The 15,030-nt window shown below is 50.9% G+C and carries 13 protein-coding genes; 5 read left to right on the top strand and 8 right to left on the bottom strand.

Annotated features, from left to right (window positions below; translation table 11 throughout):
- Nucleotides 1-21: 21 nt before the first annotated feature.
- Nucleotides 22-2,439 carry a c-type heme family protein gene (locus ACZ5PW_RS16750; RefSeq protein WP_464555777.1) on the bottom strand — a complete coding sequence of 806 codons (2,418 nt, stop codon included), beginning with the start codon at nucleotides 2,437-2,439 and terminating at the stop codon, nucleotides 22-24.
- A gap of 139 nt (nucleotides 2,440-2,578) precedes the next feature.
- Between ACZ5PW_RS16750 and ACZ5PW_RS16745 the strand changes: the two genes are divergently transcribed.
- Nucleotides 2,579-2,923, top strand: coding sequence for a hypothetical protein (locus tag ACZ5PW_RS16745; RefSeq protein WP_464555776.1), 345 nt, complete (start codon nucleotides 2,579-2,581; stop codon nucleotides 2,921-2,923).
- Nucleotides 2,924-3,137: 214 nt separating this feature from the next.
- Here the strand turns inward: ACZ5PW_RS16745 and ACZ5PW_RS16740 are convergent, their stop codons facing one another.
- From ACZ5PW_RS16740 to ACZ5PW_RS16710, 7 genes are all read right to left on the bottom strand, one after another.
- Nucleotides 3,138-3,401, bottom strand: coding sequence for a hypothetical protein (locus ACZ5PW_RS16740; RefSeq protein ID WP_464555774.1), 264 nt, complete (start codon nucleotides 3,399-3,401; stop codon nucleotides 3,138-3,140).
- Between the two features lie 81 nt (nucleotides 3,402-3,482).
- Nucleotides 3,483-5,234 carry a YeiH family protein gene (locus tag ACZ5PW_RS16735; protein ID WP_464555772.1) on the bottom strand — a complete coding sequence of 584 codons (1,752 nt, stop codon included), beginning with the start codon at nucleotides 5,232-5,234 and terminating at the stop codon, nucleotides 3,483-3,485.
- Nucleotides 5,235-5,619: 385 nt separating this feature from the next.
- Entirely contained in the window at nucleotides 5,620-6,069 is a 450-nt protein-coding gene (locus ACZ5PW_RS16730) for a hypothetical protein (protein WP_464555769.1), read from the bottom strand.
- Between the two features lie 39 nt (nucleotides 6,070-6,108).
- Nucleotides 6,109-6,627: a DUF2589 domain-containing protein gene (locus ACZ5PW_RS16725; RefSeq protein ID WP_464555766.1), complete on the bottom strand. Its 519-nt coding sequence runs from the start codon at nucleotides 6,625-6,627 to the stop codon at nucleotides 6,109-6,111.
- Between the two features lie 113 nt (nucleotides 6,628-6,740).
- Entirely contained in the window at nucleotides 6,741-7,313 is a 573-nt protein-coding gene (locus ACZ5PW_RS16720) for a hypothetical protein (protein WP_464555762.1), read from the bottom strand.
- Between the two features lie 5 nt (nucleotides 7,314-7,318).
- A complete protein-coding gene (locus tag ACZ5PW_RS16715) occupies nucleotides 7,319-7,591 on the bottom strand; it encodes a hypothetical protein (protein ID WP_464555761.1) in 273 nt (90 codons plus the stop codon).
- A 111-nt stretch (nucleotides 7,592-7,702) separates the two neighbouring features.
- Nucleotides 7,703-8,308, bottom strand: coding sequence for a DUF2589 domain-containing protein (locus tag ACZ5PW_RS16710; RefSeq protein ID WP_464555758.1), 606 nt, complete (start codon nucleotides 8,306-8,308; stop codon nucleotides 7,703-7,705).
- 181 nt (nucleotides 8,309-8,489) lie between these two features.
- On the opposite strand from ACZ5PW_RS16710, the gene ACZ5PW_RS16705 reads away from it, so the two are divergent.
- From ACZ5PW_RS16705 to katG, 4 genes are all read left to right on the top strand, one after another.
- Nucleotides 8,490-8,963: a DUF5675 family protein gene (locus tag ACZ5PW_RS16705; protein ID WP_464555756.1), complete on the top strand. Its 474-nt coding sequence runs from the start codon at nucleotides 8,490-8,492 to the stop codon at nucleotides 8,961-8,963.
- Nucleotides 8,964-9,217: 254 nt separating this feature from the next.
- The gene (locus tag ACZ5PW_RS16700) at nucleotides 9,218-10,417 is read left to right on the top strand and encodes a mechanosensitive ion channel family protein (protein WP_464555754.1); all 1,200 of its coding nucleotides are present in this window, start codon (nucleotides 9,218-9,220) and stop codon (nucleotides 10,415-10,417) included.
- Nucleotides 10,418-10,699: 282 nt separating this feature from the next.
- A complete protein-coding gene (locus ACZ5PW_RS16695; protein ID WP_464555752.1) occupies nucleotides 10,700-12,505 on the top strand; it encodes an SLC13 family permease in 1,806 nt (601 codons plus the stop codon).
- Nucleotides 12,506-12,727: 222 nt separating this feature from the next.
- Nucleotides 12,728-14,923 (top strand): catalase/peroxidase HPI, encoded by a 2,196-nt coding sequence (gene katG, locus ACZ5PW_RS16690; RefSeq protein WP_464555751.1) that lies wholly within the window; start codon nucleotides 12,728-12,730, stop codon nucleotides 14,921-14,923.
- Nucleotides 14,924-15,030 lie beyond the last annotated feature (107 nt).

Genomic DNA, 15,030 nt, shown 5'->3' with positions numbered 1-15,030 from the left:
CTTAAAATTGATCTCAGTATCTCAGCTGCACGGGAATTTCAGTGTGAAAACCGCGCCCTTCAGGTTGTCCGCGCTGCCGTTCTCAACTTTTATGGACCCGCCGATGTCGCTCATGAAGCCGAAAACCACCGCCAGACCGAGTCCCGAGCCCTTGTTCACTTCCTTGGTGGTGTAGAAGGGATCGAATACGAACTGCAGGTCTTCTTCATCTATTCCGGGACCGTTATCCCTTACTTTCAGCACGGCCTTATCAGGCTGTTCGCAGGTCAGGCTGATCTGTATCTGTCCCGTGTTTTCGGGAACGGCGTCAAGGGAGTTCAGCAGCAGGTTGGCGATTATGTGTTCCAGTGCCTGCGGGTCCACGCTCAGTTCCGGGGTTGCCGGATCAAGTTCGAGATTGATTGCCGCGCCTTTTTTCTCGGCCTGAATGCGGAAAACGTCCGCCACGTCTTTTATTATCTGGCCGAAATCAGTTTTTGTCTGCGAGGAGACTTTGGGCCGGGCAAAGTTGAGCAGGTCTTTCAGCACCGCCTGAGCCTGTCTGGTGTGCTTGAGAATGACTTCCACGTCTTCAATGCTCTGGCCAGAGACTCCTTTCTTGAGCAGTTCGGCGTAACAGAGGATGACCCCGAGCGGGTTGTTGATTTCATGGGCCAGCCCGGCGGAAAGTTTGCCGACAGTGGCCATCTTTTCCGCCTGAGTCATCTGGGCCAGCATCTTTTTCTGTGTAGTGGTTTCATGCACATAAACTACGACCCTGCGGTCACGGGAAAGATCCTCATCCTGAACCGGATAGATATTGACGGCAAAAGAGCGGCCTTCGGGCAGGGTTACTTCCCGTGACAGCGGCTTGTTCATCAGCAGGGATTTGGAAATACCGCATGTGCCTGAATCTCCGGGACCCTGACAGAGCAGGCTTACCACGCCCCCGTCATTGATTGCCCCGCCGGAGAGTTCCGCTCCGAGCCTGCGCGCTGATTCATTGGCCACGATGGGTTCACCTGCTCCGTCCGCCAGAAGAAGGGGATCACTGATCCCTTCAAAAATGGATTGCAGATTGGTGTTGTGGCGGACGATGCTGTCCAGAGCTGAAATATTGTCCGCCCCGATTCCGAGCTGCCTTCCGATGGCCCGGAGTACGGTTTTGTCTTCTTCCGTGAATCTGTCACCTTCTTTGCGGAACAGGCAGAGAAGGCCTTCCGCGCTTCCGGTGGATGATTCCACGGGGATGTAGGCCCGGTCTGTCTGCACCAGCGAGATTGACTCGGTCAGCAGCTTGATCCAGTCGGAGGGCAGCGGGGGACGTTCCTCACTTTCCGGGCAGGAGTAGAAGTTTCTGCTTGAGAAAGTGCAGACGTAAGCGGCTCTTTCAAGGTTGAACCGGGACTGAATAAGGGGCAGGGCGGCTCTCCATAGTTCGGCGCGGGACTGGCTGCGGCTTGATCCGGCAAGCAGTTGAACGAAAAGTTCAACATCGGACTGGCGGGCCGTGGCTTCCTTTTCGAATTCCCCGGTGCGTTCCTCAACCATCAGTTCCAGATTGGAGGCATAGTCCTGAAGCTTCTTGCGCGCGTCAAACATGTAATCGCTGAGCTTTTCAATGCCGCCTATCATTTCGCCTATTTCGTCACCCTGTTCAACTTCCCGGAACAGCGCGACTCCTTTCTCGTCGCTGAAGTTGCGCCGGAAATTTGTGGTCAGGATGCGCAGGTTGTTGGCTACAATCCTCTTGAAAAGAATGTTGGTGGCCCCGAGGTAGAGCAGCACGGCAAGCAGGAAAACACCGATATAGGTCATGATGGTATCCTGAATCCGGGCAACAGATGCGGTTACCGGAAGCCCCACGTAATCCACTCCGCCTATGCTGTCCCTGATATGATCGAAACCACGGTCCCCGTACATTTCGACCAGCTCAACAGGCGCGTCTTCCTTATTTCCGTGGCAGCGCAGGCAGCTTTCCTTGAAAACAACCGGACGGGCCATGACAAAATGTTTTTCCCCGTTGATGAATTTATATCCTTCCCAGAAAGACAGCCCCGGTTTCTTTTGAAAGTTATCCAGCAGTTCAAGCTCGATCCCTCTGGCTTCATAGTCCGGGTTGCGGGCTCCCACGGCCACACGGCGGTAAACATGGTTGGGGGAGTTTTCCTCTTCCCGGGCCATAATGTTGCGGCTGATGTAGGATGAAGACATGGCCTGAATCACGAACTTATCGGGAAGCTCCTTATACATCTGGGGGCGCAGCACTCCGCGCACGTAGTTCTGCACCGAGTCCACCTGTCCGAAAACCATGCGGGCTTTATCCCGGACAACGCTTTCGAGAACTTTGCTCATGTGGGTTGAAAAGCCCGCGAAAAGAACCCCGCCGATTACAAGGGAGGTCAGGATAAGGCTCAGAAGAAATTTGCTCTGTATTGAATATGGTCTGGGAAGTTTCATTTGTTACCGCCTGAAGGGAATGTATAGTCATGATTCGCGGTGTCAAGGCCCGTATTCTTGACCTTGGGGAGCGGATGCGGTTAGTGTGTATTTAAGTGGAGTAGTGTTTTCCGGGCGAAACTTTTCCGCAGGGGGCCGCATGAATATATTTATCCAGTTGATTTCAGCTGTTCTGGCCGGTTTCATCAGTGCCGACCTTTTTGTACGGGGCTGGAACGGCTTTCTGGAATGCGCGGCTTCGTTTGTTCTTTTTTTTCAGAAAAAGATTCCCGTAAAGAACCTTTTTTCACGTCTGAACAGTTCCTTTCCGGTAACCGTTCTATGTTTTCTTGCCCTTATTCTTGTCTTCAAGGTCTATTTTTCCATTCTCGGTTTCGGAGTTACCGAACTTGAGCAGCTCGGATATTTTCTGGGGTCAGTGCCGAGGACCGCGTATTATCTGATCTGCGCAGGAAAAATGATCGATGCCATGTTCAAGCCCTGACTCACCCCGCCCCGTTTACTTGAGGCCCTTTTGCGGCTTCACTGTTTCAGCTCACTTAATCAATTCAGGAAATATTCCATCAATATTCCTTTGTGATGCCGGGTATTAAAACCTCAGGGTAAAGGGGATGGGGGATTCTTAAGGGGAAGGGGAGCCCGCCTTCAGACTCTGGAAAAGAGGGGCTCTCCTTCCCCTTAAGCCGGGCAGGTGATTTCTATTCACCTTCAGGTCCGGGACCGTGGGGAAGATATTCCATGGAACTGCGGGCGTTGTGGTCGGCATGCCCGACTATTTCAACGTCCGTGTAGTAGAATTCACCTGTTTCGATTCCTGATTCAGTCACGAAATCAGCAAGGGTACGGAAGGCCGGAGTTGTATTGATGAGCATCGGCCCGGCCACGAAAACCATTGCCCAGATTACGGCACAGGTGGCGAAGAAGGATGTCAGTCTGTATTTCAGCGGTTTGTTTTCCATCATTTTAAATCTCTTAATGTCCCTGTATAGGGAGGGAGGCTGGGGGCCTCCCTCCTCGCAGGGGTTTTTCCAAATCAGGTTAACCTAGATTTTGGAAGTGATGTCCGGGAAGACCACGTAGAACATGAGGTAAGCCATGATCAGGGTCAGGCACAGGTTGAGGGACTGGCCGCATACGTAAAGGATAAACGGCTTTCCGCCCTTGAAGTAGTGCTTGAGTTCACGGAAGTTGGTTGCAAGTCCGATTGCTGCGAAGGACAGGCAGAAGAACCATCCGCGGAAGATGCGCGAGAAGCCGCGGAGTACGCCCTGGTCGATCATGGTGAAACCTGCATCGGAACCGATGGAGGTGTACACGATGGAGAAGATAACGGAAGCGGTGAGGAAGCCGAGTACGAACTTGGGAAAGCGGTGCCAGATTTCCATGGCGTTTACTTTCTGGCCTTCCACGCAGTCAACCTTGGTGCACCAGTAGATAGCGATACCGAATGCGGTAACACCGATCAGCACGTTCTGGATCATTTTGATTGTCGCGGCCACGTAGAGGGCTTTTTCGGAGAGGAAAGCCCCGGCTGCTGCAACAGCACCGGTGGCGTCAATGGTTCCGCCCATCCAGGCACCACCGAGAATGAAGGGCATTCCGGTCGCCTTGATGATTGCGGGCATGACGATCATCATGATGGAAGTGAACACAAGAGAGAGACCGATTGCGAGGGTCAGCTCTTCTTTTTTCGCGCGGCATGCGGCAGCCGCTGCGATTGCTGCGGATGTTCCGCACACGGACATGTCTGCGGATATTACCATGTTGAGGGTTTTCGAAGGAACCTTGATTACTTTCTGACCGAAGATGAAGGTGGTGATCAGAACTACCGGGGTAACAACCCACGCAACGAAGATACCGGGGATACCGATAGCAACGACCTTGTTGAAAAGAACTTCAGCACCGAGCAGAACAAGACCGGTCTTGATGAAGAATTCAACCTGCAGGGCTTTCTTGGCCCAACTGGGAGTACCGATGGTGTTGGATATAACCAGACCAATGGCGATAGCCCATGCGGCGTAACCGATACCGTACTGCTTCATGGTTGCCTGGCTGGCCATGAGATAGGAGACGACCGCAACGGCGAAGACCAGTCCGAAACCTTTGAGGAAGGTCTTGGCGTCACCGTCAATGTAGCGCATACCGAAGGAGAAGAACAATCCGAATCCGACCATCAGCGCGAGCAGGGACGGGATCAGGTTGTAAGGCTTGTTCTTGATTTTTTTCTTAGCCGAAGATTCCTTGGCGCGAAGTTTCAGCCATGTTTCGATGGATGCGGAAGCCGCTGTATTCAGGCTTGCGTCCTTGAAACCGGCATTTTCAGCCTTGATCTGCGCGGCAAGGGCTGCGGCTTTCGCGTCTGCGGCAGCGGCTTTTGCTTTCTGGTATTTGGGCATGGCCGCAGCGTTCTTGGCATCGGCCTGTTCCTGAGTCTGGATGAAAGCGTCCAAAGGATTGGTTGTCCATTTCTGAGGCTTGGCCATGAAAGCTTTGATAGCTTTACCTACAGGCTGGTTCTTGGCCTTGATTTTTTCCTTGGCGGTCTGGGCATCATACCATGCGACTGTTTTGAAGGGAGCGCGGGCCGCTTCCTGAGTCATCACAGCATTGTACTTGGCGAACTGGGCTTCCATGTCCGCGGGCTTGTTGTTGAAAAAGATAACTGCGCCTACGATAAGGATAACAAATCCCAGCCAGATGGCCCAATAATCTTCTTTCTTCCATAGATCGGACCAGGAGCTTGACGCCTTGTCCACAACTACTTCGGTGTCTTTCTTGACTGCATTCTCTGCCATTTTGAAAAATCCTCCAAATTTATTTTAAAAAACAGGAGTGACCTGTTTGTGTCCGGCGGATTTTTCTATGGCAAAAGGCGGGCCAAGTTTTTTTCCTTGTTAACTTATTGAAATTAAATGATTAGTTTTTAGGAGGGTGCAAACCTGAGTTTGCAGTTGCGGTGTGGGGCTGTAATCCTTTGTTGGCGTTTTTGAAGTTATTAATCAGATAAGACGGATTACAAACGGCGAAAAATACGCCCCTGAAACGGATATGATCAAAGACATATACGTTTCAGGGGTAAGTCTGATTTCAGGGCGGCAGTTAAGGTTTACTTCATTCCGTTCCCGGACAGGTTTCTGGCTCTTGTCTGGATACTGTCCGGTCAGGGGCTTTCAGCTTCAATCAGAAAGGGTTTGAGCCGTGGAAGCAGGGAGTCGGTGAGTATTCCGGATCATAAGGATCAAGCAATTCCTTTTCTCCCTGAAAACTGAAATTTATTTTGAGGGCTTTGCCGGAACTGCTCTCTTCAATTGTCACAACAGACTCATTTTGCGGGTCCGGATTCTGAACTGTGACTTCTCTTTTATTGTATCTCATGCAGAATCCCTTGCCTTCACTTAACCGTCCTTTGTTCTGATAAAGGTCGGCTTTGGTCATGCAGGGGCTGTGGCCGATGTAATGCAGCCGTATGATGGCGGTTTCCTTTCCTGTCGGCTGTACCTGCATTTCCCAGTCATGGCCCCGCCAGCAGGAAACGTTCTGCGCTGCCGCGAGGTTTGAAAAGGCAAGGATGATAATCAGCCCGGTTAAATTCAGCAGCAGGATCTTTATCCATTTTGCGGTTTCAGTCATGCTTTGCTCCGTAGTGGGGTGGTTGGAGTTGGTATTGAATTATTTCTCCTCCTGCGTTTCGTCATCCGCAGGCGGTTCTTCGTTGTTGACCACTGCGCATACACCCTGAGTCTGCGAGAGATGGTTCATCAGGCGCATTGCCCCATCGCTTGGCTCGGCGGATTCAACTCTGAGGGTTACATGGAGTCTGCTTGCGCTGTCTTTACTCCCCCCACCGAGATTTACACTGATAGTGTCGACCGGTTTCCTTTTGTTGTTTTCCGGCTGTTCCAGTATTCCGGCAAGTTCCACGTCAAAGGACATTTCCACGTCTTTCACTTTCAAGGTGTTGGGCGGTACCAGCGGCAGCCATGGAACTCGGTACTTTTCCTCTTCGTCCGGGGCCGCTCCGGGGCGCATTGAAGGGACGTTTAGTTCTATACATTTGGGGCGGGAGTCAGTATCGAAATACGTTCTGAAAATATTGATTAACTGATATTTTTCAATTCTGTTCTGGGTCTCAATGACCGATGAAGCCATTGCCTGAATAAAATCCCTGAAATTCAACGTTCCTGACATCAGTTCTTCTCCTGCTGTATCTCGTGTCTGATTCCGGCTTCAGACCTTTGCCGGGGCTCTGCTGCCTGATTTCGTGAGTGATTATGCGGTCCGGTTGTATCTGCGACCCGGTTTCATGCCCCGGTTCGGGATGTCTTTTTCAGTCTGTCCGCCTGCCTGTCCGTGAGCGATAGCCTAAAGCCCCGCCGGTCGAGGAACCAGTCACAGAATCGTCGCATGAACAGACCTGATTCAATTTTTGATCTTTCCGATCTCAAGCGCATGGCATTTCTAGGCGGAATCCTGAGGACTGTTGTTTCAGCCATTCTGAGCGAACCTTCTCCGGTCCTGTAATTTTCAAAATATATATCCATGTGTATGAATCCATTCTCATTGGAATCCCTTCGCCTGTGGCCTGTGTCTATAATTAAATAGGACGCGGAACCTGATTTATGCAGCCATGCCTGAAGTGAAATATAGAATTCAGAAATCCGTAGCTGCACGGGGGAGTGAGTGAGTGCGTTTGCTGGTGCAGCTACGGATTGTCGGGGATGGCATTTCTTTTTGGTATCAGTATTTACATTGCTTTTAATGCGTATGTTCTTTTTCTGATACCAGCTTTCACTTTTCCGGATTACGAGTTCTGCGGCACAAGTGTATTCCTTCTGCAGTGCGTAAAGGAAGTTATCAAGGCTCATTTCATACATACCCGTTACCCGGATTCCTGATCAAGCCACAGCGGTTTGCGCTTGAATCCCACATGGTAAACAGTCCATTGCAGGACTACCTGGTGCTCACCCATCTGCAAAACCGTGAAACTCTTTTCAGTTCCGATTATATGACCTTTGGGCGGCTCATTCAGGCAGCGGTTCAAGAGGGCTGTGGCCTTTTCTATCTGTTCATTGCTCTGCATCTCCGCGGGATTGGTTGTCCCTATGGTGATGCGTTTGATGAATGTGGCTTCATTCAGGTTCATTTCTTTCAACAGCCTTTTCCGGCCTCAGTGTTGCTTCCGTTCCATTCATATGAATTTTACGGGCTAAGAACCGGATTCGGTTTTATTACAAGATAAGCGGACCGCTAATTCCAATACACATTAGGAGGTTATTGATTTGGGGACACACGCTGTCTGCAGGATGTCCATTACCCTTGCCAGTCCTTCAGGCATGCCCGAGTCCGCCGCATGAACTTCCACATGGTATTTTGCGGAGGTGTCGGACGAGCGGGTGTTTTCCTTGTGGGAGGAGACCGAACCGCTAACCGACATCTTGGCCGAGAATATTCCCCAGCCGATTGATGCTTCGGCAGAACCGGACGCCGAGCTGTCTGTCTTCTCCACTGAAGAACTCGCCGACTTGACTTCCATGTCGAAAGTTATGTCCACGGTTTTGATGGACAGGCTCGGTACATTGACGATGGCCAGAAGAGGTACTTCGATTTCGACTTCCTCTTCGGCCCGTTGTCCGGTTGTGCTGTCCTGTTCCTCTTTGGGCCTTTTGAATTTGAACTTGGCAGTCCTTGTTTCAGTGGGCTCATCTCCGGGACCGCCGCCCGCCGGAGGCAGGAAACCTACCACTTTGATGAAATCCGCCGTTGCATTGGCCAGTTTGACCTGTGCCTCGCAGGCAGCGTCCAGAGGGCCGCCTATAAGGTCACGCATCGGTAAGCCGCGAAATTGATCGACAATTGCTGGGTCAGCCATATCGAATCTCCTTAGCTGGGGTTGATGGTTTGGATAAACACTGGATATTTTATTTGTTTATATATTTATAATTGCCGCAATAACTGTTTTATATTAGCTATACTATCACTAGGCTAAGGTATGTCCAGATAAATTATAGCCAGATGCGAAAAAAATTATAAATTTATTACACGGAGGCGGTATGGACATTAAAATGACCCTGACCCGGACTGAAACCGGTGCGGAAGGGACCTTCGGCAGGATTGTTGTAAATGGCGTGGAATCAGGAGATATATCATCATTCACTACAGCGGAACTGCCCTGGAAGGGAAACCGGACGGATGTTTCATGCATTCCTGTCGGCGTGTATCATTGCATGATTGCCACTTCACCTAAGTATGGGCTTTGTCCGCATGTCTTTGATGTGCCGGGCAGAAGTGAAATCCTGATTCATTACGGAAACTGGGCCGGAAGTGTTGAGGATGGCTGGTATTCAAACTCGCACGGCTGCATACTTGTCGGGAAAGGCTTTGGGCAGGCGGCCCCGAAGGATGGGCTGAAAAGGCAGAAAATGGTTACAAGTTCAAGGGATGCACTTGCAGATATGCTGTCGGTACTGGAGCAGGCCGGCATCTCTCCGGGAGATTTGTTCGAACTGGAGGTGAAGTTCGGATAAGCGCAGCATTATTTAGGGTAGCTTTTCCGGATTCATTATTTATCAGGCATCAGTTTGAAAGCCCCCGTAAATCTTTGGTGATTTGCGGGGGCTTGAACGTTAGCTGTTTTTAGTAATATAGTTATTTTAACTGATTTCATCTATCTGTGATCGGAAAGTTACATTGTGTGTATTGACAGGGTAAACCGCTCTGTTAATGTTTCAATAATATTTTGTCAGCTGACTTACACTAATTCAAAAAGCGGGAGCCTCGTATGGAAAATGCAACTCAAGCAGTTGAAAATGCAACTCAAGCGGTTGAAAATGGGCATGCAACCCTTTTCGACTGGTTCGAATATCTTAAAGAAATAGCCATCGGAGTGTGGCAGAACGGTATTCCGGGGGTAAGCCTTGTGAGTCTGGCTCAGGCGGTCGGGGTTCTGCTTTTTTTCCTGATGCTGCGCAAGTTTCTGACCAGATTCATCATGAACCGTCTGCATAGCATCCTCGAAAAACACAATACCAGAGCAGAGGGCAGTGTCCTCAAGGCCCTTGCGGATCCGATCCGTTTCATTCCGGTTGTATTGGGACTTTTTTTTGCCGATCAATGTCTGGATCTGCCCGTTCCTGCTGAAACTTTCACTAATACAGTCGTCAAGGCCCTGACCCTGTTTGTTATTTTCTGGGCCTTGTTCAACCTTGTCTCGATAGCTAATAAAATTTTCCGCAAGCTGGAGAGTGTGCTGACACCTTCACTGGTTGACTGGCTGGTAAAACTGGTCAAGTTCCTCGTGGTTCTCATGGGTGTAGCCAGTATTCTGGAATTGTTCGGAATAGATATCGGCCCTGTGCTTACCGGTCTCGGACTCTTCAGTGTGGCGGTCGCTCTGGGTGCCAAGGACCTTTTCCAGAACATCATTGCCGGGATTTCCATCATAGCTGAAAGCCGTTTTGACGTGGGTGACTGGGTTACCGTTGACGGCAAGGTCGATGGAACAGTCGAATTCATCGGATTCAGATCCACCCGCATCCGCCGTTTTGACAAGGCTCCTGTTTATGTGCCGAACTCCGCGCTTTCCGATAACTGCCTGATCAACTTTTCCAAGATGACCCATCGCCGCATTCTCTGGACCATCGGCGTTGAATACCGGACCACAACCGAGCAGTTGAAGCTTATTCAGGAAAGGGTCATGGGATACATTACGGAAAATGATGATTTCGCCCAACCGCCGGAAGTTTCGACCTTCATGCGCGTGGTGCAGTTCGGTGATTCCTCCATTGATTTCCAGCTCTACGCTTTCACTAAGACCACCAACTGGCTGGACTGGCTTGAGATCAGGGAAAATCTGGCTTACTTCATAAAGAAGGTTGTTGAGGAAGAAGCCGGAACAGCTTTCGCCTTTCCCTCACAGTCAATTTATGTGGAATCCGTTCCCGGAGCAGCTCCCGAGAATTTTGTTCCGCCCAAGGATTAGTATTTAAACTGCTGATCCAATCAGAAAAATCTGCTTGTGTTATATTGATACCCCCGTGATTTCATCGCGGGGGTATTTTTATCATCAATTTATTTTGCGTTGAATGAGAGAGGTGGGGATATTAAGAAAGGAACATATCGGCATCAAATTAAATGATTGAAGATATCGTGTTTTATTCCGGATTGTAGTATTTTGGAATAATTGTACTTGAATGCGTGTGGAAAATACGTTCCGTGAACGGGATGAAGTCTTAAAACCTGAAAAAAGAAGAATTGAGCTGTTATGGTTGTCACTCCGGATATCGTATTGGTTTTGTGTGTTCTTTCCGCTGTAATTTTAATGTTTGTTTTTGAGTGGGTCAGAGTCGATGTTGTCGGCATTATTGTGATGGTGCTTCTTCCGGTTCTCGGGCTGGTGACACCTCAGCAGGCGGTCAGCGGACTGAGCAGTAACGCGGTGGTTTCCATCATTGCGGTGATAATAATCGGGGCCGGGCTGGACAGGACCGGAGTAATGAACCGTCTTGCCCGTCTGATTCTCCGTTTTGCCGGGAAAAGTGAAAACCGTATTTCAGCCATGGTTGCCGGAACCGTGGCTGTCATCTCCGGGTTTATGCAGAATATCGGGGCAGCGGCCCTGTTTCTCCCGGCAGCGAAAAGAATTTCCGCCCAGACAGGAATCCCCGTGGCCCGGATTCTACTGCCCATGGCTTTCTGTGCCATCATCGGCGGAACACTTACCCTTGTGGGTTCCAGTCCCCTGATTCTGCTTAATGACCTTCTGGTAGTGCGGGGAAAGTCTTACGAGCATTTCGGCATGTTCAGTATGACTCCTATCGGCCTGATGTTAATCGCCGCGGCCCTTCTTTATTTTGCCCTGTTCAGAAAGTGGATTCTTCCGGCATGTGAGCAGCAAAAGATGCACGGACCGCTTTCACCGCTTCTGGATAAAACCTACCATGATGTCGGACAGATTTATGAAATGGTCATCCCCGAAAAGGGGTTTGAGGAAAAATCCCTTGTGGAGCTCCAGATACGTTCGGAATACGCCTGCAGCGTTGTGGCCTCATACAACCATACCACCCATAAGAGAAATGTTGCTCCTCTTGCGGAGGATACCCTGTGCCCCGGCGATATTGTGGCAGTGGTCGGAGACGAGATGTTTATCCGCAGGCTGGCCATGGATTACGGCTGGACCTATTCTGATGAACTGAAGGTTTTTGCCGATGATCTCTCCCCGGTCAACGCGGGTATCATGGAAGGCATCGTGACTCCGCGCTCCCGGCTGGTTGGAAAGACTGTAGGGGACGTGAAGCTGCGTAAAACTTACGGGGTTACGCCTCTGGCGGTTTTCAGCGGCCATGAAATGATCATCAGCGAACTTACCGATCTGACCATCAGCGAAGGGAACGCCTTTCTGCTTCACGGCCAGTGGAGTGCCTTCCACCGTCTGAAAGAGCAGAACGATTTTGTTTTTACCGAGCCTCTACAGGGGGAGTTGGTCAGGGAGAAAAAAGCTCCGTGGGCTTTGTTCTGGCTTGCGGTTTCCCTGTTCATGATTCTCGGGTTAGAGTTCCAGCTTTCCATTTCCCTGCTTGTGGGGGCGTTGGGGATGGTGCTCAGTCAGGTTCTGACTATTGATGAAGCATACCAGTCCGTGGACTGGATGACCGTGTTTCTGCTGGCCGGACTTATTCCCCTTGGCCTTGCCTTTGAAAGTACCGGGGCGGCAAAGCTGATCGCGGACACCCTGATGCATATGCTCGGAGTACCTTCCCCCACAGTGCTTCTGGCGAGTATTGCCGTGCTTACTTCCTTTTTCACCCTGTTTACATCAAATGTGGGCGCGACGGTCCTTCTGGTTCCTCTGGGGATGAACCTTGCTCTGTCCTGTGGTTGTGATCCCCGGGCGGCAGCCATGACTGTGGCCCTTGCCGCTTCCAACACTTTCATCCTTCCTACACATCAGGTCAACGCTCTGGTCATGCGCCCAGCGGGGTTGCATTCGGTTGACTATCTGCGGGCAGGCTCCGGCATGACTGTTATTTTCCTGATTGTACTGGTTGCCGGTATGCGGATATTTTTCTGATGTACAGTGATGTTGTTATTTATTTGATTGCTAACTGACAGATGTTTGCCCCGCAGTGATGGACGAGAACACCTATTAGTCATGGATTAAAAGTTATAGCTGTGCTATGAAGTTCAATACTGATAAGTATCGGTAATTTGAATATACGGAGTCTTGGCATACTGCGACCATTGTAATTGTGTAACATGTAAAATAAAATAAATAACAATGGAGACGGCTTTTATGAGTGACGAAAAAAGATGCCCTGTGACAGGTAAGTCCGGCAGAATGGTTGCCGGAAGCGGAACCAGAAATAAAGACTGGTGGCCTGATCAGCTCAATCTCAATATTCTGCATCAGCATTCATCCAAATCAAATCCGATGGATGAAGATTTCAACTATGCTGAGGAATTCAAAAAACTTGATCTCGAAGCTGTACGTAAAGACCTCTTTGATCTGATGACTGATTCCAAGGACTGGTGGCCCGCTGATTACGGCCATTACGGTCCTTTTTTTATCCGCATGGCCTGGCACAGTGCCGGAACCTACCGCATCGGAGACGGCCGAGGCGGCGCCGGATCAGGCAGCCAGCGTCTGGCTCCGCTCAACAGCTGGCCCGACAACGTGAACCTTGATAAAGCACGCAGGCTGCTCTGGCCCATCAAGCAGAAATACGGCCGCAGGATTTCATGGGCGGACCTCATGGTTCTGGCGGGAACCTGCGCCATCGAGTCAATGGGCCTCAAACCCTACGGATTCGCTGGCGGACGTGAAGATGTCTGGGAGCCCGAGCAGGATATCTACTGGGGTGATGAGGACACCTGGCTCGGCGACACCCGTTACAAGGGCGATCGTGAACTGGACAACCCCCTTGCCGCGGTACAGATGGGGCTGATCTATGTTAACCCCGAAGGCCCCAACGGGAATCCCGATCCGGTTGCGTCCGGTAAAGACGTGCGTGAAACTTTCGCCAGAATGGCAATGAATGATGAAGAAACCGTCGCCCTTGTAGCCGGAGGGCATACTTTCGGTAAGTGCCACGGAGCAGGGGACCCGTCCCATGTCGGTCCCGATCCCGAGGCGGCTCCCGTTGAGCAGCAGGGTCTCGGCTGGAAAAGCAGCTTCGGCAGCGGCAAGGGCGGAGACACCATCGGCAGCGGCATTGAAGGCGCATGGAAGCCCAAACCTACAACATGGGATATGGGTTATCTGAAAGTTCTCTTCAAGTATGACTGGGAGCTGGTGAAGAGTCCCGCGGGAGCCAACCAGTGGCTTGCCAAGGATGTTGATGAAGAGGACATGGTTGTGGCCGCGCATGATCCGAACCAGAAAGTCCGGCCGATGATGACCACGGCTGACCTTTCACTTAAATTCGATCCGATTTACGAGCCTATAGCCAGACACTTTCTTGAAAATCCCGAGGAGTTCGCGGATGCTTTCGCCCGTGCCTGGTATAAGCTTACCCACCGTGATATGGGACCCCGTTCCCGCTATCTTGGACCCATGGTCCCTGATGAGGAACTCATCTGGCAGGACCCGGTTCCTGCTGTTGACCATGAGTTGATTGATGATAAGGACATTGAGTTTCTTAAGGTAAAGCTCCTTGCCGCGGGTCTTCCTGTTTCCAGAATGGTTTCCACCGCCTGGGCTTCGGCCTTCCCCTTCCGTGGTTCGGATATGAGAGGCGGGGCCAACGGCGCGCGCATACGCCTTGCTCCCCAGAAAGACTGGGAAGTCAACGAGCCGCAGCAGCTTGCCGAAGCTCTGAAGGTTTATGAGTCCGTGCAGCAGGAGTTCAATGCCGCGCAATCCGGTGGCAAAAAGGTTTCTCTGGCCGATCTTATCGTGCTTGGCGGATGCGCTGCCGTTGGAAAGGCAGCCCGGGATGCCGGGCATGCTGTTACTGTTCCTTTCACTCCGGGACGTACCGATGCCTCACAGGAGCAGACCGATGTTGAATCCTTTGCACCTCTTGAGCCTTCTGCGGACGGTTTCAGAAACTACCTGAAAGGCAAGTTCTCCGTTTCCGGCGGTGAGCTTCTTGTGGACAAGGCTCAACTGCTGAATCTGACCGCACCTGAAATGACAGTGCTTATCGGCGGTATGCGAGTTCTGAATGCCAACTACAAGCAGTCACAGCTTGGCGTTTTCACTGAGCGACCCGAAGTGCTGAGTAATGATTTCTTCGTGAACCTGCTGGATATGGGAACCGAGTGGAAGCCTATTCCGGACAGCAACGAGGAATTCGAAGGACGTGACCGTGAATCCGGTGAACTTAAGTGGACCGCTTCATATGTTGATCTGGCCATCGGCGCGGATGCACAGTTGCGGGCCATTGCAGAAGTCTACGGCAGCTCTGATTCACAGGAGAAGTTTGTGAAAGACTTTGTGGCCGCATGGTGCAAGGTCATGGAACTTGACCGTTTTGATCTTGCTTAAAACTAAGATGCTGGGCGGGAATAACTTCCATTTGTGATTCCGGCTCACCTGTAAAAGAAAAAACAGCGGCGTTCGGGGATTACCTGAACGCCGTTTCAGTTTGATGA

The sequence above is a fragment of the Maridesulfovibrio salinus genome, assembly GCF_055394525.1.
Note: the sequence above shows the minus strand (reverse complement) of the source record. Positions and strands in the feature narration are given on the sequence as shown.

Coding starts and splice junctions, on each gene's coding strand:
- ACZ5PW_RS16750 (WP_464555777.1), bottom strand. CDS start 2,439: ATGAAACTTCCCAGACCATATTCAATACAGAGCAAATTTCTTCTGAGC.
- ACZ5PW_RS16745 (WP_464555776.1), top strand. CDS start 2,579: ATGAATATATTTATCCAGTTGATTTCAGCTGTTCTGGCCGGTTTCATC.
- ACZ5PW_RS16740 (WP_464555774.1), bottom strand. CDS start 3,401: ATGATGGAAAACAAACCGCTGAAATACAGACTGACATCCTTCTTCGCC.
- ACZ5PW_RS16735 (WP_464555772.1), bottom strand. CDS start 5,234: ATGGCAGAGAATGCAGTCAAGAAAGACACCGAAGTAGTTGTGGACAAG.
- ACZ5PW_RS16730 (WP_464555769.1), bottom strand. CDS start 6,069: ATGACTGAAACCGCAAAATGGATAAAGATCCTGCTGCTGAATTTAACC.
- ACZ5PW_RS16725 (WP_464555766.1), bottom strand. CDS start 6,627: ATGTCAGGAACGTTGAATTTCAGGGATTTTATTCAGGCAATGGCTTCA.
- ACZ5PW_RS16720 (WP_464555762.1), bottom strand. CDS start 7,313: ATGTATGAAATGAGCCTTGATAACTTCCTTTACGCACTGCAGAAGGAA.
- ACZ5PW_RS16710 (WP_464555758.1), bottom strand. CDS start 8,308: ATGGCTGACCCAGCAATTGTCGATCAATTTCGCGGCTTACCGATGCGT.
- ACZ5PW_RS16705 (WP_464555756.1), top strand. CDS start 8,490: ATGGACATTAAAATGACCCTGACCCGGACTGAAACCGGTGCGGAAGGG.
- ACZ5PW_RS16700 (WP_464555754.1), top strand. CDS start 9,218: ATGGAAAATGCAACTCAAGCAGTTGAAAATGCAACTCAAGCGGTTGAA.
- ACZ5PW_RS16695 (WP_464555752.1), top strand. CDS start 10,700: ATGGTTGTCACTCCGGATATCGTATTGGTTTTGTGTGTTCTTTCCGCT.
- katG (WP_464555751.1), top strand. CDS start 12,728: ATGAGTGACGAAAAAAGATGCCCTGTGACAGGTAAGTCCGGCAGAATG.